The organism is Rosettibacter sp. KY25, assembly GCF_057554405.1.
The window spans coordinates 21,394-42,833 of record NZ_BAAJAO010000022.1; the positions used below are offsets into that span (position 1 = coordinate 21,394).

General features: G+C 31.7%; 21 protein-coding genes. 7 read left to right on the forward strand and 14 right to left on the reverse strand.

Annotated features, from left to right (window positions below):
- Window positions 1-20: 20 nt before the first annotated feature.
- The 5 genes from AC27L2_RS11765 to AC27L2_RS11785 form a co-directional block, all read right to left on the reverse strand.
- Window positions 21-677, reverse strand: a complete 657-nt coding sequence (locus tag AC27L2_RS11765; protein ID WP_487211954.1) for a tetratricopeptide repeat protein — start codon at window positions 675-677, stop codon at window positions 21-23.
- A complete protein-coding gene (locus tag AC27L2_RS11770; protein ID WP_487211955.1) occupies window positions 678-2,147 on the reverse strand; it encodes a cellulose synthase family protein in 1,470 nt (489 codons plus the stop codon).
- 21 nt (window positions 2,148-2,168) lie between these two features.
- Window positions 2,169-2,672 (reverse strand): LptE family protein, encoded by a 504-nt coding sequence (locus AC27L2_RS11775; protein WP_487211956.1) that lies wholly within the window; start codon window positions 2,670-2,672, stop codon window positions 2,169-2,171.
- Complete coding sequence (locus AC27L2_RS11780; RefSeq protein ID WP_487211957.1) at window positions 2,659-3,762, reverse strand: sigma-54 interaction domain-containing protein; 1,104 nt, start codon at window positions 3,760-3,762, stop codon at window positions 2,659-2,661. The genes AC27L2_RS11775 and AC27L2_RS11780 overlap by 14 nt, the downstream gene beginning before the upstream one ends.
- A gap of 85 nt (window positions 3,763-3,847) precedes the next feature.
- Window positions 3,848-4,630 (reverse strand): MBL fold metallo-hydrolase, encoded by a 783-nt coding sequence (locus tag AC27L2_RS11785; RefSeq protein ID WP_487211958.1) that lies wholly within the window; start codon window positions 4,628-4,630, stop codon window positions 3,848-3,850.
- A gap of 140 nt (window positions 4,631-4,770) precedes the next feature.
- Here AC27L2_RS11785 and AC27L2_RS11790 point away from each other — a divergent pair, with 140 nt between their 5' ends.
- Both AC27L2_RS11790 and AC27L2_RS11795 read left to right on the forward strand, forming a co-directional pair.
- Window positions 4,771-5,187, forward strand: a complete 417-nt coding sequence (locus AC27L2_RS11790) for an ATP-binding protein (RefSeq protein ID WP_487211959.1) — start codon at window positions 4,771-4,773, stop codon at window positions 5,185-5,187.
- Between the two features lie 7 nt (window positions 5,188-5,194).
- On the forward strand, window positions 5,195-6,736 hold the full coding sequence (locus tag AC27L2_RS11795; RefSeq protein WP_487211960.1) for a tetratricopeptide repeat protein: 1,542 nt from the start codon (window positions 5,195-5,197) through the stop codon (window positions 6,734-6,736).
- On the opposite strand, the gene AC27L2_RS11800 is transcribed toward AC27L2_RS11795, so the two are convergent.
- A complete protein-coding gene (locus AC27L2_RS11800; RefSeq protein ID WP_487211961.1) occupies window positions 6,715-7,815 on the reverse strand; it encodes a PP2C family protein-serine/threonine phosphatase in 1,101 nt (366 codons plus the stop codon). The genes AC27L2_RS11795 and AC27L2_RS11800 overlap by 22 nt on opposite strands.
- 258 nt (window positions 7,816-8,073) lie before the next feature.
- On the opposite strand from AC27L2_RS11800, the gene AC27L2_RS11805 reads away from it, so the two are divergent.
- From AC27L2_RS11805 to AC27L2_RS11825, 5 genes are read left to right on the forward strand one after another with little or no spacing between them, the layout of a single operon-like run.
- Complete coding sequence (locus tag AC27L2_RS11805) at window positions 8,074-8,769, forward strand: cytochrome c biogenesis protein (RefSeq protein ID WP_487211962.1); 696 nt, start codon at window positions 8,074-8,076, stop codon at window positions 8,767-8,769.
- Window positions 8,770-8,779: 10 nt separating this feature from the next.
- Window positions 8,780-8,929: a CcmD family protein gene (locus AC27L2_RS11810; protein WP_487211963.1), complete on the forward strand. Its 150-nt coding sequence runs from the start codon at window positions 8,780-8,782 to the stop codon at window positions 8,927-8,929.
- Between the two features lie 4 nt (window positions 8,930-8,933).
- Window positions 8,934-9,323, forward strand: a complete 390-nt coding sequence (locus AC27L2_RS11815; RefSeq protein ID WP_487211964.1) for a cytochrome c maturation protein CcmE domain-containing protein — start codon at window positions 8,934-8,936, stop codon at window positions 9,321-9,323.
- A gap of 20 nt (window positions 9,324-9,343) precedes the next feature.
- Window positions 9,344-11,737, forward strand: a complete 2,394-nt coding sequence (locus AC27L2_RS11820; protein ID WP_487211965.1) for a heme lyase CcmF/NrfE family subunit — start codon at window positions 9,344-9,346, stop codon at window positions 11,735-11,737.
- Window positions 11,734-12,381: an SPOR domain-containing protein gene (locus tag AC27L2_RS11825; RefSeq protein WP_487211966.1), complete on the forward strand. Its 648-nt coding sequence runs from the start codon at window positions 11,734-11,736 to the stop codon at window positions 12,379-12,381. Before AC27L2_RS11820 ends, AC27L2_RS11825 begins: the two co-directional genes overlap by 4 nt.
- A gap of 2 nt (window positions 12,382-12,383) precedes the next feature.
- Here the strand turns inward: AC27L2_RS11825 and AC27L2_RS11830 are convergent, their stop codons facing one another.
- The 8 genes from AC27L2_RS11830 to AC27L2_RS11865 form a co-directional block, all read right to left on the reverse strand.
- Window positions 12,384-12,917, reverse strand: coding sequence for an LOG family protein (locus tag AC27L2_RS11830; protein ID WP_487211967.1), 534 nt, complete (start codon window positions 12,915-12,917; stop codon window positions 12,384-12,386).
- Entirely contained in the window at window positions 12,917-13,741 is an 825-nt protein-coding gene (locus AC27L2_RS11835; protein ID WP_487211968.1) for a phospholipase C/P1 nuclease family protein, read from the reverse strand. The genes AC27L2_RS11830 and AC27L2_RS11835 overlap by 1 nt, the downstream gene beginning before the upstream one ends.
- A gap of 2 nt (window positions 13,742-13,743) precedes the next feature.
- Window positions 13,744-14,163 (reverse strand): secondary thiamine-phosphate synthase enzyme YjbQ, encoded by a 420-nt coding sequence (locus AC27L2_RS11840; RefSeq protein WP_487211969.1) that lies wholly within the window; start codon window positions 14,161-14,163, stop codon window positions 13,744-13,746.
- Between the two features lie 142 nt (window positions 14,164-14,305).
- A complete protein-coding gene (locus AC27L2_RS11845; protein ID WP_487211970.1) occupies window positions 14,306-14,575 on the reverse strand; it encodes a hypothetical protein in 270 nt (89 codons plus the stop codon).
- 166 nt (window positions 14,576-14,741) lie between these two features.
- Complete coding sequence (locus tag AC27L2_RS11850) at window positions 14,742-16,283, reverse strand: glycoside hydrolase family 43 protein (protein WP_487211971.1); 1,542 nt, start codon at window positions 16,281-16,283, stop codon at window positions 14,742-14,744.
- 24 nt (window positions 16,284-16,307) lie between these two features.
- Window positions 16,308-18,854, reverse strand: a complete 2,547-nt coding sequence (locus AC27L2_RS11855; RefSeq protein WP_487211972.1) for an endo-1,4-beta-xylanase — start codon at window positions 18,852-18,854, stop codon at window positions 16,308-16,310.
- A 36-nt stretch (window positions 18,855-18,890) separates the two neighbouring features.
- Window positions 18,891-21,143, reverse strand: a complete 2,253-nt coding sequence (locus tag AC27L2_RS11860) for a family 43 glycosylhydrolase (protein WP_487211973.1) — start codon at window positions 21,141-21,143, stop codon at window positions 18,891-18,893.
- Window positions 21,144-21,274: 131 nt separating this feature from the next.
- On the reverse strand, window positions 21,275-21,439 hold the full coding sequence (locus tag AC27L2_RS11865) for a helix-turn-helix domain-containing protein (RefSeq protein ID WP_487211974.1): 165 nt from the start codon (window positions 21,437-21,439) through the stop codon (window positions 21,275-21,277).
- Between the last annotated feature and the right edge of the window lies 1 nt (window position 21,440).

The window sequence follows — 21,440 nt, forward strand, 5'->3', positions numbered from 1 at the left end:
ATTTTTTTAATTTAACATTTTCACGCTAATCCTGTGTCTATTATTTCGCTTATCTCTTTTATTTTTGTTTTGTAATACTCAGATTTTTCTGGATAAAGCTTTATAAGTTCTTTGTAAATTGAAATTGCTTCTTTAAAGTTTTTTTGTGATTCATATATCTTTGCTAAAGTTTCAGATACAATTTTTTTGCCTGTGTATTCTGGTACTTCCAATTCTGTTTGAGTATTGTTATCTGGAACATAACTAATTCTTGCTTTGCTAAGCTGTTCTGCAAGAATTTCAAGTTGTTCTTCTATTGAATTATTAACATTAACTTTGCTTTCCTGCCAAATAGCTTTTTTCTTTACATCTTTGAGGGAATTTCTTTCTTCAATTATTTTTTTGATTTTTTTAATGTAGAAATCTTTTGTCTCTTCAGAATTAATAAATAAAGTTCCACGATTTATTAATTCTATTGCTTCTGTTTCATTTCCATTGTAAGCTTTTGCTATTGCTAATATGAAGTATGCAGAAGGATATTCAGGAAATTTTTCAATCCCTTTTTCTAAAATTTTTACTGCATCTGCAATGTTTCCCTCTTCTATAATTGAAGCAGCTACTCTTGCAAACAGAGGTGATTCTGGATTGAATTCATAAATTAATTTTATTTTGTCAATCGAATAATTTTTTTGATTCACTCAATTTAGCTGTTGTTTTTTTAATAATGCCTGTCTAAGTGATAATATTGAAACACTTGCAAAACCAATAAAGAACATTAACTGAAATGGAAGAGCAGCAATTTCCATAAAATAAATTGAAGCGATAACACCAATAAGACAATAAACAGCAAGCAATAATTCTACATAAGTTGATGCTTGAATTTTTATGTTTTTGAGATATTTATTTTTCAGAACATTATCTTGTTTACTTTCTACTTTGAACTTAGGTGTTCTTACAAATTCACTTTTTCTGTTTAATAATCCTTCAATTACAGCTCGAGTGTTGTTAAGTGCAAAACCCATGCTGCCTGCCATAAACAATGGGAAAAGAGCAATTCTTTTTCTCCAATCTGGATGTACATCTTTTTGTGCAAACATATAAAACAAAAATGAACCTATGAATGCTATAACAAAGATTGCCATTATGTTGAAGAAGTTCCAGTAAGGTCCAGCATTCTTTATAAAAATTAAAGGAACATTTAAAATTCCTGCAAGAAGTATAAATGGAAATACAATATTATTTGTTAAGTGAAATGTTGAATGAATTTTTAATTTAAGCGGAATGTTTGATTTCCAAACAAGAGGCAGAATTTTTTTTGCAGTTTCAATTGCACCTTTTGTCCATCTGAACTGCTGAGCTTTAAGTGCATTCATTTCTGCTGGAAGTTCTGCTGGAGTAGTAAAATCGCGCAGGAAAACAAATTTCCATCCTTTTAGTTGTGCACGATAACTTAAATCCAAGTCTTCAGTTAGTGTGTCGCCTTCCCAGTTGCCTGCATCTTCGATGCAATCTTTACGCCATACACCGCCGGTTCCGTTAAAATTAATGAAGAACCCTGCTTTATTTCTTACAGTTTGTTCGATTACAAAATGACCATCAAGTGCAAGTGCTTGAATTTTTGTAAGTAGTGAATAATCTTCATTCAAATGTTCCCATCTTGTTTGAACCATTCCAACTTTGTCATCGTAAAAATATCTAAGTGTGTTTTTCAAAAAATCTCTTTTGGGAATAAAGTCTGCATCAAAAATTGCTATATATTTTCCTTTTGCAGTTTTGAGTCCTTCTTTAAGTGCGCCTGCTTTAAAACCTTCACGACTCGAACGACGAATATGTTTAATATCAAATCCTTCTGCCTGTTTTTCTTTTACTAATCTTGCAACAACATCAACTGTTTCATCTGTTGAATCATCCAGCACTTGAATTTCCAGTTTATCTTTTGGATAATCAATTTGACAAACAGCATTAATTAATCTTTCTACAACATAAACTTCGTTATAAAGCGGTAACTGAATTGTTACCATTTCCTCTGGAATTTCTTCTTTTGCCTGATGACTTTTTCTTCTATACTTTTGATGATAATAAATCATGATGAAGCCGTGACTTCCAAAGAAAAGCAATACAGTTAAAGAAAAGATGTATACAAATAAAACTATTTCATCAATTGCCATATTAATCACCTCTTTAATTTTTTACCAGTTAGATACTACTCCAATGAGTATATCTTCTGTTATTTTGTCTATTGTTTCGTCTATTGCTGCTTTGCGTGCATTTATAATATTTGCAGCATCAATTTTATAATCTGTATAGTTTGTGAAATCTCTTTCAAAAATTACCTTGCGTTTAATTAAATCTCGATAAACAACATGAACATTCATTGTAATTCGTTGTGCAGTAATTGTTTCGTTTCCCGAAATAACAGCCGGTGCTTCTGAAAGTGATATTACTGTTCCTTCAATAATACAATCGGAATTCATTTTATCAGTAACTTGAAGTGTATTATCGTTGATAAATTTTTGGATTAATTGATTTGTTAATTTGTTGCTTAAATCAGGCTCGCCTGAACCGCTTCTATCATTAAATAAAGGAATAGCAATAGTTCTTAAATGTGGAGGAACTGATGCTCCAGTAAATGAATATCTGCAGCTTGTTATTCCAATAAGCAGAATTATTATTATTTTTTTATTGAATACCATATTCTTTCAGTTTTCTATAAAGAGTTCGTTCGCTTATGTTTAACAATTTTGCTGCTTCTCGTTTATTGTTTCTGGTATATTTCATTGTGTTGATAATTGCTCTTTTTTCAATTTCTTCTAATGGCAAAATTTCATCATTCTGAAAATTTACGGGTCGATAATTTACATCTTGATTATGATTCAATGCAATTTGTTTTAAATCCATTAAATCTTTTTTTATTTCAATTAAAGCACGATAAATCATTTCTCTGTCGAGTGCTTCCGGCGAACGATTTAAATGCACAGGGAGATATCGTATCTCATCTTCTTTTTTAATTTCAAGCAAAGGATAAAATGCATCTGCATCGAGAATGCCGTTTTTATTTAATGCTACAGCTGTTTCAACAACATTTTTAAGTTCTCTTATATTTCCTGGCCAGTGATAGTTTATTAAAAGTTCTTCTGCATCTTTTGTAAGCTTTGGAATTGGTATGTTATTCTTATCAGAAAAATTTTTCAAGAAATGATATGCTAACTCAATAATATCAATTTTTCTATTTCTTAGTGGAGGAATATTTAATGTTACAGCTTTGAGTCTAAAATATAAATCACTTCTAAATTTTTTTGAGTCGACTTCAACTTGAAGGTCTTTGTTTGTTGCAGCAATTATTCTAACATCTACTTTAGTTACAGTTTCGCTACCAATTCTCATAAATTCTTTTGTTTCAAGAACACGTAAAAGTTTAACCTGAGTTGTCAAAGGCATTTCAGCAATTTCATCGAGGAATAAGGTTCCGCCGTCTGCAATTTCAAAGTAGCCTTTTCTATCTTCGATTGCGCCGGTGAAAGCTCCTTTTTTGTGGCCAAATAATTCGCTTTCAAGAATACCTTCTGGTATTGCACCACAGTTTACACTAATTAGTTCTTTGTTTGCTCGTTTGCTGCATCCGTGAATTGCTCTTGCAAAAACTTCTTTCCCTACACCGCTTTCCCCGGTTATAAGAACAGTAATATCAGATTGTGCAACCTGCATTGTTATGTCGATTAAATCCCGTATCTCTTTAGATTTTCCAATAATTCCAAATTTTTTTTGAAACTCTTCAATGCTCATATCACAAAATCTTAAAATGGTTTATGTAAAGATAAGCTTTTATGTAATAATAATTGCAGAATCAATTTATCAACTTTACGGCAATTTATAGAATCATCCCATCATAGCACAGAAAAATTTTTCTTTTCTCTTTCTCAGGCAAATTTTTGTGCCATTTTTTTAATTCTTTTTCTTGAGTATCATCAATATGTGTCAGCAATAATTTTTTGGGTTTAATTTTGATAAATGCTTCATATATTTCTTCTGGTGTAATATGCATTGATTCTATTATCATTAAATCTATTTTTTCATTTTCAAAAAGATATAAATCGTTTTTATTCCCAACATCGGAACTATAAAAAATGTTTTTGTTTTCTGCATTAAAAAGAAAACTTGAGGAAACAAATAATTCCGAAGGATAGTGATTCAAAAAATCTTTCTGAAAAATATGTGAGTTCTGTCTTGCAACGAATTTAATTTCTTCATTTATCTGAACAGGCTCATCAAAATTAAATCCATTTATATCAATCTCGAAATCAAGATTTTCTTTAAACATGTAAACAGAATTGATTAATGATACAAGTGGATTAATTAAGTTTTTATGTGTATAAATTTTTAATTGCCCGCCTTGTTTTGATAAATTTGTTCTGTTAGCCAGTTTCATTTGAGTTATTAAAGCTCCAATTCCAGTAAAATGGTCTGCATGATAATGAGTAAATAAAATAGAATTGATTGAATTAAAACTTATGTTTTGTTTTAATAATGCTTTTGAAATTCCATCTCCAACATCAACAAGCAAATTGTGTTTTTTTGTTTTTAATAAGAAAGAAGAATGGAACCTTTTTACACTTGTTCTGCCTGAGCCTGTTCCAACAAAAATAATTTTCATATTGAACCTTAATTTTTATTTAAATTTAAGCATAAAATTTAATTACTGAAACATGATTAACTCTAAATTTATTACACAAAAAGGCTTTATAGTGAAACCACACTTTTTTATATTAAGAATGAAATAAAATATTTAATCGAGTGAACGAAATAGAAATTAAAATATCAAGCGATTATGAAGAAGTAGTTAAGGTTAATGATGCTGTTAATGATTTTTTAATCAAACAAGGAATAGAAGAATTAATCCGAAATGCCTTCGATATTTGTCTAACCGAAGCCCTGAATAATGTTATTAAACATGCTTACAAGGAAGAAAAAGGAAAATCGATTCAGGTGAAAGTAATCAAGGATGAAAATTTAGTTGAAGTGAACATTATTGATGAAGGTTTGCCGAGAACTAATCTGGAAATTAAAAAACTTGATTACAATCCGAATGATTTGGAAAGTCTTCCAGAAAGCGGAATGGGACTTTTTATTATTCAACAATTGATGGATGAACTTGATTATTTTTCAATTAATGGAAAAAATTATTTCGTGCTTAAAAAGTGGCTTTATTAAAATTAGAATGAAAAGCTCACTCCATTTTTTTCTGCTGATTATTTTTTTATCATCTGAATATATCAATGCACAATATTATAATCAGAACGATACATTAAGAAGCCAAGCGTTTAAATCCAATCAATCACGAAAAACATATTTTAAGGCAAAATATCCATCCTACTCTTTGCTTGCAGGATATTTGCTTGTTAAAGAAGCAAACAAAGGGGACCCATTTGCCCAACACGAATTGGGAATAAGATATTTACTTGGACAAGGTTTTTCACCTGATACTGTCAAAGCAATTTATTGGATTAGAAAAGCTGTAGACCAAAATTTACCAAGTGCAAAACATAATTATGGAATTTTGCTTTACAACGGAATTGGTGTCCCATGGAATCCTTTTGAAGCTTATTTGAATTTTAAAAGTGCAGCTAATGCTGGTTTGCCAGAAGCTCAATTTGCTTATGCATTGATGCTAATGGATAATCTTGTTGTAAACAGAAATTATACAGAAGCCTATAAACTATTTCAGAGTTCAGCAAAAGCAGGTTTCCAACCAGCAAAAGAAGCTTTAGAACAATTTAAGAAGAGTGGTTTTATTCCTCCTGCGGATACAACTGAAAGCAAAGTTACCACTGTTAAAGCTGAGGATGTTTCATTAATTAATTCTGATTGGAATCTTGAATTCCTTGATTTAGAAAATCAAAATAAAAAAGAAGATAATTACGAACTGAATCTATTAACAAAAAAGAGCAGTAAAGAATTAAAAAAATATTTTGGCATTGATGAAAATGAAAATATAAATCTTCCCGATACAAGCGGAAAAAGCATTTTACTATTTGCAGCCGAAAATGGAAGTCCGGAAGCAATTTTAATTGAGGGACTTGCATACGAAAAAGGAATTTTGTTTGAAAAAAATTTGATAAAGGCTGCATCGAAATATCTGCATGCATATCGTCTTGGTTCTTATAAAGCTGGAGAAATTTTTTATAAAATGATTAGAGATGAAAATTTTATTAATGTTCTGAAAGAAAGAGCAAATAAAAATGATGCAGATGCAATGTATGTAATTGCAGGAGCAACAGCACTTGGATTTGTAAATCTCATTACAAATCAGCAGGCACTCGAGTTGTTAAAAAATGCTGCTGCAAAAAATCATGTGCCTTCAATTATTGAACTTGGATTATGTTACAGCTCAGGTTCACTTGTAAAGAAAGATCTTCAAAAAGCAATTGAATACTGGACAATTGCAAAAAACTCAGGAAGCAAAGAAGCTCTGGTTAGAATTGCATTTGCACAAATTGCTGATTCTTCATCAAGAAATAATTTGACAAACCAAATTCAAATTCTTCAAAATGCTGCAAACGAAGGTTCGGTTCTTGCTGAAACTTATCTTGGGTATTGTTATGAAAAAGGAATTGGAGTAAAAGAACAAAAGGGGATTGCAGTTAAATTTTATCGAAGAGCTGCTCAAAGAGGAAATCAAACTGCTTTTAATGCATTAAAAAGAATGTATGATGAAATCAGACCAGCCGATGAAGAATTTCATGTGCTTGAAACAGATTGAGTCCTTTTTAATACTACAAAAGTTAAATCATCATTCTGCAATGCATTGCCTCGAAATGAAGTAATTGATTTTAATAAAGCTTCTTTTATTTCTTCAGCAGACTTTTCCGCATTTTTCTCAATCACATTTTTAATGTTTTCCAGTCCAAACATATTTTTGAAAATGTTCATTGTTTCAGTTACACCATCGGAATAAATTAAAATAATATCGTTTATCTCCGGATTTACTTGAACTTCTTCTAAAGTTTTTTCAAATAAACCTTTATCATTCATTCCTATAGCAATACCAGCTGGATTTATTTCAACGAATTCTTTTTGATTATATTTGTAGTGAATTGCCAGCGGATGACCTGCTCTTACAAAATTAATTTTTCCATCTTTATCAATTGACGCAATAGTGATTGTAAGAAAAAATTCCTTCCTCAAATTTTTTGAAAAATATTTTTTCAGATTTGTGATTATATCTTTAATATCAGAATAGTAATCAAGCAAGAAATAAATAATTGATTGAACGCGAACCATGTAAAGTGCAGCTGCCATTCCTTTTCCGGAAATATCACCAACAATTATGTAACTTTTTTCTTGGGTTTCAATAATATCAAAATAATCACCGCCTACTTCTCTTGCAGGTTCATAATACGTTGCCGTTTGATAATCTTTTAATTGAAGTGAATGTTTTGGTATTAAATCGAATTGTATTTTTCTTGCAACTTCAAGTTCACTTTTGGCGGTTAATTTATCAGCAAGTTCAAATGCAAGAAGCAAATTTAATATTATGAATGAACACAAAAGATAAAGTGAGTTTGGTTCAGAATAACTTATAAAAAAGAAAAAGAGAGCGATTAAATAAAAAATTCTTCTTGCAGGAGAAAGTCTTAAAATGAATGCATTGAATAAACTTCTGATAAATATCAAACCGCGAATGAATTTATTTTTTGATGTGTCTGGTTTAGGAATATCACTTTTGAAAAATTCATATACTTCACTGGCTTCCTGTTTAATTAATTTTTCAATTTCCTGATAACTCAAATCACTTGTGTAAAGGTCGAATATTCTTTTTATCGGATTTTTGTCAGCCAAATTTTCCTCATTAATTATTATTCTGCATTTTTAGACGAATTTATTTTAATATTGTATCGAAAAAAATTTAATTTAGTTAAAAAACATCAAAAATATTTTAAGACTAATATTGTTAAAAATTCTGATTCTGCTTGTACAATAAACATAAATAAAAGCCAAGTCTTTGGAAATCATAATCTACTTTTATATTTTTCGTGCAACTATGACTTAAATGCTGTCTAAATATCCATATTTGTAATTAAACAAGAAAGATAAATTATGGCATGGAAAATAATTTTATTCATATTGATGACATTTGTAATTATTGCTGGAATTACATTTCCAATAGTTCCACAGCCTCAGCACTGGTATGAATTTCCTAACATACCTGGTCTTGAAGAAAAAGCAAAAATAATTTTCTTTCATGTTCCAACAGCTTGGATTTCTGTTATTGCATTTTTGATGGCAATGATTTATGGAATAAAATATTTGAGAAATAAAAATCTTGATGATGATGCAAAATCAGCTTCTGCTTTGCAGCTTGGAATGGTTTTTTGCATTCTTGCAACTGTAACAGGTTCAATCTGGGCAAAATTTACATGGGGTGCATTCTGGCATTGGGACCCTCGTGAGACAAGCATTTTTATTTTGCTCTTAATTTATGGTTCTCTTCTTGCTCTTCGTTCCGCAATAGAAAACGAAGATAAAAGAGCTCGACTTTCTGCTGTTTACTCAATCATTGCGTTCCTAACAGTTCCTTTCTTTATTTTTATTATGCCAAGAATAATGACAGGTTTGCATCCAGGTTCTGCAAATGATGATACAGCCGGTCCAGTTGTAGATTTTAAAATGAATTTAAATATGATGCTGGTATTTTATATTTCACTTATTGCATTTACAATTTTATACTGGTGGATTTGGAAAATTCGTTATAAAGTAATAATCATAAACGAAAATATTTCTAAAAAATTATAAGAGGTTAAAATTGGAAAACGGATTAATAAATTTTCTTGAGCAGAACTCAATTTATATTGTAATGTTCATTGTTCTTGTTGTTTGGATAGGAATTTTTCTTTTCTTATTGAATACTGATAAAAGACTTAAAGAAATTGAGAAAGAAATTAAGGAGAAATAATACTATGAAAAATAAATATCTCTTCGGCGGTATAATCATTGTGGTTTTTCTTGGAATTATGATTTACTTGTTTACACAAACCAATGTTCAATATGAAAGCAGCTTTGTGAAAGTAATGCAGTCTGGTAAAACTGTTAAAGCAACAGGCACATGGCTGAAAGAAAGAAGTTATGAATTCGACAAAGAGAATAAAGTTTTTTCTTTTTACATTAAAGATGAAAACGGTAATGTGATGAAAGTTGTTTATCATGGAGGAATGCCAAATAATTTTGAATCTTCAACAAGTGTTGTTGTTACTGGCAAATATTCTAATGGAGTTTTTCAGGCAACAGATATATTAACTAAATGTCCTTCTAAGTATCAGGGACAAACAGTTCAAAAAGCCAAATCTTAACTTAAGCAACAGGAGAAATAATGATTGGAAATATATTTCTAACTCTTGCATTAATTGCAGGAGCTTTTACCGTTTTGATGTATTATCTAAATTACAGAGGATATCAAAACACGCTGGGAATAGCTCGAATAAGTTTTCATTTTACTGCAGTTATGATTATGGCTGCAAGCGCATTGCTTCTTCATGCAATTTTAACTCATCAATATCAATACAAATATGTTTATGATTACAGCAGCAGCGGTTTGCCTACGGGTTTACTTATCTCAACATTTTATGCTGGGCAGGAAGGCAGTTTTATGCTCTGGGCATTATTTTCTGCAATTATTGGATTAATTCTTTTGGATTATACTTCAAAACGAGGTGACTTAGAACCAAGAGTAATGATGGTTTATTCACTTTCAATTACATTTCTTTTGATAATGTTAAATCCACTTCTTAAATCACCTTTTAATTATATCTGGTCTCAACGTGATTTTGTAGATTTAAAACACATTAATACTGCTTACCTTACTTTACCAGCATTACAAAATTTTATTTTCAGCGACCCGCAATCAAATAAACATTTTATTCAAGTTAGTAAAGAACTTTACAGCATTCTTGCTACAAACAATATTCCTATAGAAAATTTTATTATTCAAGGGAAAGGATTAAATCCATTATTACAAAACTTCTGGATGCAAATTCATCCTCCAATGTTATTTGTAGGATTTGCAATGTCAGCAGTTCCTTTTGCATTTGCAATTGCGGCATTACTTAAAAATGATTATAAAGAATGGATTAAACAGGCATTACCATGGGTTCTTACTGGTTCAATGATTCTGGGTTTGGCAATTATGCTTGGCGGTTACTGGGCTTATGGTGTTTTAGGCTGGGGTGGCTATTGGGGCTGGGACCCAGTTGAAAATTCTTCTCTTGTTCCTTGGTTGATTGGTGTTGCTGCAATTCATACAATGCTAATTCAAAAGAAAAGTCAAGATAGAGATGGAACCAGCCGATTTGTTAAAACAAATTTGATTTTGTGTATTATGACTTATATCCTCGTTCTTTACAGCACTTTTCTTACAAGAAGCGGAATACTTGGTGATGCATCGGTTCATTCATTTGTTGACCCAGGTATGACAGTTTATCTTTTCTTGATTTTATTTTTAGTTCTTTTTGCTTTACTTGGAATTGGAATGATTATTTACAGATGGAAATATCTAACAGAGCATTTTACTTTTGAAGAAAATATTTTATCAAGAGAATTAGCTTTGTTTACAGGCTCTGTTGCTTTAATTGCATCAGCAATTATTATTCTGGCTGGAACAAGCGCACCAATTTTTGGACAAACTGTTGATACAACTTTTTATAATGAACTTAATCTTCCTATTGCAATAATTATTGGATTGCTTAATGGATTGAGTATAATATTAAAATGGAAATACACTGAAAGCAAGCAATTATGGAAAGAATCAAGATTTGCTGTTATTGCTGCATTGATTCTTACTTTATTGATTTTTGTTTTAAGCGGTGTAAGTAACTTTATGCTTGTGCTCTTAACATTCTCCTCAGCATTTGCACTTTTTGTAAATGGAGAAATTGCTTATTCAATTCTTAGAGGAAGAAAAAGTTTTATTGGTGCCTATGTTGCACATATTGGAATTGCACTTTTTCTTGTTGGTGTTGTTGCAACAGGCGGTTATTCAAAACATCAACAAATAGATTTGGTCAAAGGAGAAAAAGCAAATCTTTTTGGTTATGAACTTACATTTACAGGTTATCAGCCAATTGAAGGTGGCAAAAAATATGCATTTAATGTAATGGTCAAAAAAGGAAATTCAATTCGTCAAGTTTCGCCAGTGATGTATATCGCAGAATTTAATAACAGTTTGATGAGAGAACCCGATATTCTTGTTGGTCTTACAAAAGATTTTTATGTGGCTCCAATTGCTTATGATGAAACAAATTCATCATCCAATTCTTCTGTCCAGATGAAGAAAGGAGAGACATACACCTACAAAAATATTCAAATTACTTTTTTGAATTTTGTTCTGCCAAAAGACATGAGCGCAATGATGAGCGGAGGAAATTTTAGAATTGGTGTAAGCTTGAAACTTAATTATGATGGTAAATCAGAAATTATTGAACCATACATGGAAAATACAGGTGATGGACCACAATTTTATCCGGCAGAATCTCAAGCAGCAGATTTGAAAGTTTACATCAATAATATGAATGCATCACAAGGAATGGTTGAGCTTACTTTTGATTCACTCTCAAATAAATCGGAAGAAAAATCGGCTCCCAAAGAAATTCTTACTATTGAAGCAAGCATTAAACCATTTATCAGTTTAATCTGGCTTGGTGTTGCTGTAATGGTTATTGGTTTTGTGATTTCTGCATATCGAAGGTCAAAAGAATCTTTGCAGGAATGAAAAAATTTTTATTGATATTTCTTTTAATTAATGTTACTGCATACTCTCAGAATATTGATATAACCGAAGCATTAAATGAAATTGACAACGGAAATATTCAAAAAGCTGAGAGTATGCTTTTAAAATTCAAATCAGAAAATCCTTCCGACCCTTCTGTTTTATATCTTGATGCACTTCTCACTAAAAACGGCGAAGAAGCATTAAAAAAATATTTATCCCTTTATGAAAAATTTCCCAATCACAAATTTAACGATGCAGTTTTGTTTAAGATTTTTTCTTATTACTATTCAATTGGACTTTATAAAACAGCTGCCAAATATTTAAATGAATTGAAAAATAAATTTCCCGAATCTTCGTTTCTAAATTATGCAAATAGAAATCTGCCCGATTCTATTCCGATTGATAACAAAAAATTTACTATTCAAGCTGGAGCTTTTTTGTTATCGGATAATGCAAAAAGATTAAGTGAAATATTGAAACGAGATGGTTATTACACTGAAATAACTTTAAAAGAAGTTGGAGGAAGTATTTTAAGTGTTGTTAATTGCGGGCAATTCTCAAGTGAAGAAGAGGCAAATAAAACTCTGATTGAACTTGAAGAGAAATATAAAATCAAGGGAAGAATTGTAGTTTTAGATAATTGAAATTATTCTTTCAGTTTTTCAATTATATAATCAGCACAATCATCGATTTCATCAAAGCACTTTACTAATCCTGTTTTTCTATGTTCTCTTTTAATTTGTTCTTCCATTAAATGAACAATTTCTTTCCACATTGTGCCATGACATGCAACAGGTTTTTCGATAAGCATATTTTTATTTATTAATTCCCATACAACTGCAAGTTCAACAAGAGTGCCTGTTCCGCCGTTTAGAATTACATATGCATCACCGTACTCAATTAATTTTTTTAATCGTTCGAAAAGAGTATCGCATTTTATTTCTTTTGTAAGGTATTTACTTGGAACGGCGTTATAAATACTTAATGTAATACCTAATGCTTCTGCACCTTCTTCGGTTGCTCCTTTTGAAACTGCGTCCATAATTCCTTGAAAACCACCTGTGCAAACATTAAATCCATTTGCTGCTAATTTTTTACCAAGCCAATATGCAATTTCATATTCATAATCTCCTGGACGCGGAATTGAACTGCCGAATACTGTTACAAATTTTTTCTTCATCAGTAATTTACTTTTGGTTTGTTTGCTTCAATCCATGCAGAATAAATTAGAGAAGCAAGGGAAAAAGCGGCTTGCTCAAATTTGTCTATAGTCAAATTTTTTGTTCGAAACCATAAGATTCGGTAATAATCATCATCATATTTTCCATTGCTGATTTTTGATGCATGCTTATCTGCGGAAAGTAAAATGTCAACTTCAAAGTTTGATTCGTAGATATAATTGAAAACAAAATCTGTAATATCAGTAACATAAACAGGTGAAATGATTTTCAAATTTTTTTCTATGTCATTTAAATGTCGGTCAACCATTTCAATTTCATATCTAAAATGAACACCTTTTTGAGAAGAAAGTTGGCCATTGTAATTCATAGTAGAATGAAGTGGTTGATGTCCATCGGCAACATAATGAGCAAGGTCGGATGTGTATAATAAAATTTTATCTTTGTTGTTTTCTTTAAATGCTTCAACAAGATGTGAGTAAGTTGAAACTGTAGCCCATGGTAAAATTCCTTGAGCAGTAACAGTGCTGTCGCCGTAAATTTTTTTAAGTGAATCAATCGATATAATCATATTTCCATTTAAAAATTCTTTGTAATAATCTATATCAATAAAATGTTTTGTCGGTTCTGAAGGGTCATCTTTCTTTCGATAATCCGGGTCAATGGAATGCTGAATTATCGCAGATTTAAGATTGTCTGAAAAATTAATTTCATTTTGTAAAATTAAAAGAGCTTGTTTTGTAATTAATTTATGACCATTGTCTCCCCAGCCAAAATTGAAAATTGTTGGGAGAAAAACGAAAAGAAGCAGAAATGATTTTTTCATGATTATTGTCCTATAAATTGTGCAATGATGTTTCTTCTTCTTGGTCTGTTGTCAAAATCAATTAAGACAATTTGCTGCCAAGTGCCAAGCAAAAGTTTTGAATCAGTAAAAGGAATTTGAAGAGAACCACCTTGAAGTGATGCTCGTACGTGAGCATGTCCATTGTTGTCGTGCCATGTTTCGTTATGATGGTAATGATGATTGGATGGTGCAATCTTTTCAAAGAACTCAGGATAATCTTTAAGAAGTCCTGGTTCATATTCAATTGTTGTAATTCCAGAAGTTGAACCTGGAGCAAAAATTAGAACATTTCCTTCTTTCATTCCGGTTTCGTTTAATCTGGATTGAACTTCAGGAGTAATATCAACAATATCATTAAATCCCTTTGTGTTTACAGTGAACGTAAATGTTTTGATATACATATTTCTAAACCTGTTTAATAATTCTTCCTATAAATTTACAAAAATAATACAGGTAAAAACAGAAAGAGCATGTAAAATTCTTTCTTGGATTTAATGAAAACGCTTTACGAAAAAATTATGCAGTTTCTGTTAAAAATATTTATCACTTTTTCTTTCTTGATAAAGCAAAACCTCCAAATCCACCCACAATTGCAATATAAAAACCAAAGTCATACCACCAGCCTGTATTGTTAACTTCATAGACTCTGATATTGTTATTAAATAATCCCCAAACAAGAGTAACCGGTGCAATCCAGCCATGCCAGATGCCATCAAGAAATCCAGCTTTTCTTGATTGATTATACTTTCCGCCGCCAGGTGCACAAGCAGATAGAATAAATGCAATAAAAAGTATTCCTAAAATTTTTTTCATAGTTTATTCCAGAATTATTTGATAATCACTTCAGATTATAAAATAATTTTTCTTCACAAACAATTTTTAAATTCTATAAAAATAGTAGATGGTTATCTATGGAAAGCATTAATAATTATAAAGTTAGCAAGGTAACATTTGAAAAAATTTTTTTAAACAGAATAATTTACTTCGGCAAATTTATTCTGAACCAATCTACATCTACGAATCCACCAGTATTTTTTGTAGCATAATTGAATATGCAAAATTTATTTCCTGTAAAAACAGAAAGATTGAACTGCATCAATAAATTATTCCCAAGTTGCTTAAATGTATGATTATCTATGCTGTAAGCAAAGGAAGCTTTACTGGTTCCATATTCTGCCATTGCTCTCAAATAAATTATTGAAGAATTAATTTCTGTAGAATCAATTAAAGAACCATTATTAACCATTATAACATATTTTTTCCCGTTGTTATTTTTAATACCAATGAATGCATAAGGGTCCTGAAATACCGCAAGTCCAGCAATATCACCATCTTTCATACTGTCAATATGCATTTTAATTGTTGCAGTAGTTACAAAAGTTTTTGAGTAATATGCAAAAATTCTTTGCGTAAGTGTGTTTCGTGCTTCTCTTAAATTAGAAACAACTCTGACAGTTTTGAGTCTTAAAAAACCAGGATTTTCTGTCAACGACCATTTTAATGGTTCGGGGTTATGATTCCATCCCCATTGTAATCCTAATTTTGTGCTGTCAAATTCATCTGATGTTGGCAAAATTTTTATGGGATAATTTTTGCCCACATTAGGTTTTCTGTATATAATTACACCTTTTCCATTAATTCCAGCTAAGGGCCAATCATCAATCCAGGTTATAGGCTGTAAAGATGGGAAGCGGCCAAAGGCGCCCCCATCTTGAAAAATTATTGTCCACCATTCTCCAGTTTGAGTTTGAATAAGAGCTCCCTGATGTAAACCAGTACCTAAATAGGAAGTATCTCTTATTACAATTTTTTGTTCATACGGTCCATAAATATTTTTAGAGCGAAGTGCAACTTGAAATCCATCTCTTCCACCATAAGTACAATATAAATAGTAATAACCGTTTATTTTGTAAACATGTGTGCCTTCAAGACCATGGCGAATGTTGCCTGTAAAAACCAAAACATCATCTCCCTTTGGATGAAAATTTGTATCTAGTTCAGTTACGTAAATTTTATTATATCCATGAGCAACATAAATTTTCCCATCGTCATCAAAAAATAATCCGGGGTCATAAAATCCTTTTGGGAGCTTTCTTATTTGCCATGGTCCTTCGGGTTTATCAGCTGTGCATAAAAAACCGCCTTCATCAAGTGTAATGAATAATAAATAAAATTTTCCATTATGATATTTGAAGCTTGTAGCCCACTGCCCATGAGAATATCTATTACAGCCTTCAAGATTATAACACGGACTGAAATCAAACCTTTCTACAGCATTGACACAATATTCCCAGTTAACAAGGTCAAAGGACTTTAATATTGTAACACCTGGAAAAATAAACATTGTTGTTGTAACCATGTAATAAACAGAATCAACACGAATTACATCAGGGTCAGGAAAATCTGAATAAATTATAGGATTAGTGTATGTTCCATCTCCGTTATCACTGCATAACTTTTGTGCTTCTAAATTTCCAAGCAGAGCAATTAAGATTATTATTTTATATAAAAGTATTCTCATTGAGCTTCCAGCATTTTATATTTTTTATTTTATTAACATTAGTTTCTTTGTGGCTGAAAATTTATCAGCAGTTAATCTGTAGAGATATATTCCAGAACTGAGATTGCTTCCATCAAATTGAACTTTATAATGACCTGGTTGGCGAATTCCTTCAAACAAAGTTTTTACTTCCTGTCCCAATAAATTGTATACTTTCAAACTGATATAACTTGTGTAAGGCACATCATAGCTTATTGTGGTTGATGGATTAAAAGGATTAGGATAATTATTGTATAAATTAAATGCTTGAGGAATTTCAGACTTCTCTTCAACAGAAACTACAACCTTCACAGTATCAAGATAATTTCTTAACCAAACTAATGCCGGTCTTTCAGTTCCATCAGTATTAATTAAATAAGCGCGTTGCTCATTTCTCCATAAACCAGGTCTCCATCCCCAAAGAGTTATTCCTTTAACTCCTGGATGTTCGTATAATACCGGGAAAACTCGTTTGTATTCATTTAATTGAACATCATCAGTTGGGCCATCAATATCTAACTCTGTTACATAAATTGGCAGACCGGTAGATGCTAAAGAATCGAGATTTCGTTTCATTAATAAAGCTGTTGCATTAGCTGTTGTGAATGCATGTCCTTGTACACCAATAGCATCAATTAAATTTTCTGATTGAAGTAATCTTATGAGTTTAAGATATTGTGAAGTGCTTGAAGTGCTGTTGATAATGTTGTAATCATTTATCATTAGTTTAGTTTTCTTTGGAAAGATTTCACGCGCCATTCTGAATGCATTAATTACCCAGTCCCAACCTGTTGCACCATTACCACCAAGAGCATCTTTATAATTTGCTCGTCCACTATTTCCGTCAGGTGGATTATGACCGGGCAAAGGTTCATTTACGACCTGTAAGAAATCAATATCAGGATATCTATTTGCTACAGCCTGAAACCATTCTCTAATTTCTTTTAGCTGTTCGTCTTTGGGAAGTGAATTAATCCATGATGGTTGTTGAGCACCCCAGATAAGAACATGAAACATGAATGGAAAACCATTATCCTTTGCTAATTTATATGCTGCATCTAATGCAGTCCAGTTCATACTGTTTCTTACTCCTTCAACGCTGCCCCATTTACCAGAATTTTCCGGAATAACCTGATTCCAGTAGTATTCAAAATTTTCTATTTGAGAAGGACTATGAATATTTCCAACAAATTTAGGTTGCTTATGAGCTAATGGTGGACCGCTCCATGGTATAACAGGTTCAACAGGAATAGATGTACCTTCCTGAACACTGTCAAGATTTGCTACGGTGAATAATAAATTTGCTTTGCCAAATGCAATTTTGTCTATGTCCAATCCATCTTCACGGCTTGCAATTTGAAAAGTTTTGGTAAGACTATCCAGACTAACATAGAAGACATGTCCTTGAGCACCTGAGTAAGTATTTTTCGAAACATTCACCCATTTCCATACACCTGAGCCAACTGCACCTACATTATCAACAATATCAGTAGGATTGGAAAAACCAGCGCCCCCAAGACCATTTACAAATACCCAATCAGCTCTTGCTGTATCGTTTTTAATACCAAAACCTCTTCCATAGAAAAAGCTGTCGTCGTTATATCCACCAGAACCTACTCGAACACGTAAGAATAAATTGTAATGCCCAGAATCAGGAAATGTAACTTGATACGTTGCTATTCTGTTGCTGTCAGCTGGTGCTGTTAGCCCTGTATAATTAACTGTAGTTGTGATGTATGATATGTTTCCTTCCTGTTTAATTATAAAATAGCTGCCAAGTTTACCCGATTCAGCTTCAACTACGACTGGTTTATTTACAGCAGTAAGATTTGATGTGTTATACAAATAAGTAATTTCATCTGATGATAATGCTTTATTGTAAATGTTGAATTCATAAATTTCTCCTTTCCATGTGGGATCATTATCATAAACACTCTTAGCAAGATAAGCAAAGTTATTACTAATGTTTGCAATTTTATTATTATCTGATAATGGTGTTTTTGACTGAAGTTGTCCATCGATATACAATGTAATATTTTCTGAATCAATTGTACTTACCATTTGATGAACATTGCCATCATCTAGTTCTGGACCATCTGCACCTGACTCGTTAGCCCATGGAGTTGATTCATCAAGACAGGAAATTGCCGCACGACTTTTATCGTCAGCTCTTGCAGGGGTAATGAAAAAATAATTAACACCAATTGTATTTCTTGTATTACCAAAAGAAACAATCATATGAAAACCAGTATTGCCTTTAGGAACAGATTTAAACCATATTTCAAATGTAAGAGCCTGATATTGATTTATAGATATTGAATTTGCTGGCAACGCAAGCCATGAATTTGATGCTGTAGTATTGAGTGCTCCATTAGAAATTTTGGCATTTCCTGCTAATGTTCCTGCAATACCTTTTATTTTATCTACAGCAGTTCCATCATCAAAAGTCCATGAGTGAATTAAGTTACTTGCAACAGGATTGACCTGTGCAGATAAATCTAAATGAACTATTAATAATAAATAACTAATTAGAGTAAAAATTTTTTTAATCATTTTGATTCTCCATTATTAATTAAAACTTTTCTGAGATTATTTTAATAAAATAAGCTTCTTTGTGTCAATAAAATTATTAGTTGTTAATTGATAGAAATATACACCCCCCGAACAATTATTTGCATCCCACTTAAGTGAATAACTTCCAGAAGTTAATTTTCCTGATAAGAGAGTTGTTACTTCTCTTCCTAGTAAATCAAAAATTTTTAATGATACATTTGAATCATAAGGAATATAAAAACTTATATTTGTGCTGTAATTAAATGGATTGGGATAATTTTGATACAGCTGGAAATTTTTGAATTCATTTTTACCATATTCTTTCATAGAAGTTAGAGTGTCGTAGGCATTAACAAATCTAAACCAATTTATTCTAAAAAGTTGCTCTGTGCCTGAACCCACGAATTTAAAATATAAATCGTGATTGCCGCTTACTGTCGAATCAACTTTAGAAGAAAAGATTTGATAATTGCTCCAGCTACCAGTGTTTTCGATTTTGCATTCAGCAATTTTTGAACCTGTATCAATCGAATCAAGCCATACTTCAACTATTCCGCCAGATGTGTAACTCGAGGCAGAAATTTCAATTGAGACTGGTTTTTTATTATACTCTTTATTCCCAAATTCAACTCCTGCATACATAGCCCAATCGTTATTGTGAATATTGTATAAATAACTACTTGCTGCAGAAACACCAAGTCTATTTGCAGCATTTTGAGCTGTAATTTTTGTGTATGCATCTCGATAAATATAAAGGTCAAAATATGCTTCTTTTCCTTTTACATAAAGACCCTGTTGATTGCCGGTAAAATTATTGAATTGTGTTTGTTCTCGATCAATAGGTGTTGCGTCAATTTCCTTTCCAATTTGTTTCCAGTTATTACCATCAGCACTGTAATAACCTGACATGATGTGTTCGTCGCGAACTAATTTCAGCCACACAATATTTCCAATGTTATTTTCAACTTCGTAATATGTTTTATCAAAGCTAAAAGCAAAAACTTTTTGTCCATTTGTATTTACTGTGCTGTATACTTTAACGGTAAGAGTTTGTGGACCATTAATTATCCATAAACCTGCTTCGTGAGATGTTGATGATGGATTAAAATCTAATTTTGTTATCAAAGAATAATTATGTTCTCCATCATTTTTAATAATTGTGTTTGGTTTAGTACTGCTTTTGGGGGAGAGTCTTAACCAGCCTGGTCTTTCAGTAAGTGAATAAGTATTCGAAGCTGTATAACCTAAGAATGACCATTCAGGATTAAGTTTATCTGAATCAAAAAAGTCAGAATGCGGCACAGTCCAGGGAATTCCGCTACTTGGAAGCTTAGGAGCTGCAACACCATCATCAACAGGAAATTGAATTGTTGGAAATCCTTGTTCGTTGTATTTTACTTGGCATAACAAACCCTGCCTTCCTTGTGCATACCAAAGACTGTTTCCATGATAACTATGTGCAATAACCCAGCTTGTGCTGTCATCAAGTATTACAGCAGGGGAGATATGATTAGGAGTGTTGTAAAAATATCTTGGACCGGTAAAAATGTTAGTTCCAACAATAGTCCATTTAGATTTATCGTCTGTTAATGTATCACTTCTCATTACATATTGAGCACCAACAAGATGCTGTGCAAAGCTGTAATAATAATAACCTTTGTATTTCCACATAACTGGACCTTCAGCCCAGCTGAATGGATATGAAGGAGCTGGATTTAACCAAGTTAAATCCAGAACTTTGCCTGTTGGTTGACCATCATCACCTAATTCAACTATGTGATTATTTGGCTGTCCAGCTTTTGTAAGCAAATACCATTTACCAGTATCTTCATCAATAAAAATTGAATTATCTACTCCCAAACCTGCAGGCATACTTGAGGGAACTCTCATTCGTGTTGGATTACTCCATGGTCCCTCAGGTTTATCTGCTGTAACAAAATACATACTTCCACCGCCTCTTCCGAAGAAATGCCAGTATTTGCCTTTGTAATAAACCATATGACCGCCCCATATACCGCCACCTGGACTATCACCATATTCAGACCATGAAGCTGAAACCGGCTGTGCAATTACTTCCCAATGAACTAAATCTGTTGAACGATAAATTTTAGGTGTCGGATTAAATGAAGAACCAGATGTGTAAAAGTACTTTCCAATTTTTGTTAATGTTGGATCAGGATGATCACCTGGTATTACAGGATTCAGATAAGTCTTAAATGAGATTGATTGAGAAATTAATGAGGTAATAAAAATATAATTTAGAAATAACATCAGTAATATTTTTTTCATGTAACACCTTATTTTGTTGTAGGGGAGTGAGTCTTGAAATATTTATGTGCTTTATCCAATAATTAATATAGCCAAAGAAATAAAACAAGCATAACCAAATTTTGACAAAAACTAACCAGATAACGTCATTACTAACGAGGCTGGTGAAGTTTACGAAATTCTCTCAAACCAATTCCTTTTTCTCTTTTGAAGTATCTTGAGATATGTTCAGCATCAGTAAAATTGAAAAGGGAAGTAATCTGTGAGATTGATAAATCTGTTTCAATTAGTAATCTGGCTATCAGTTCAATTCTGATG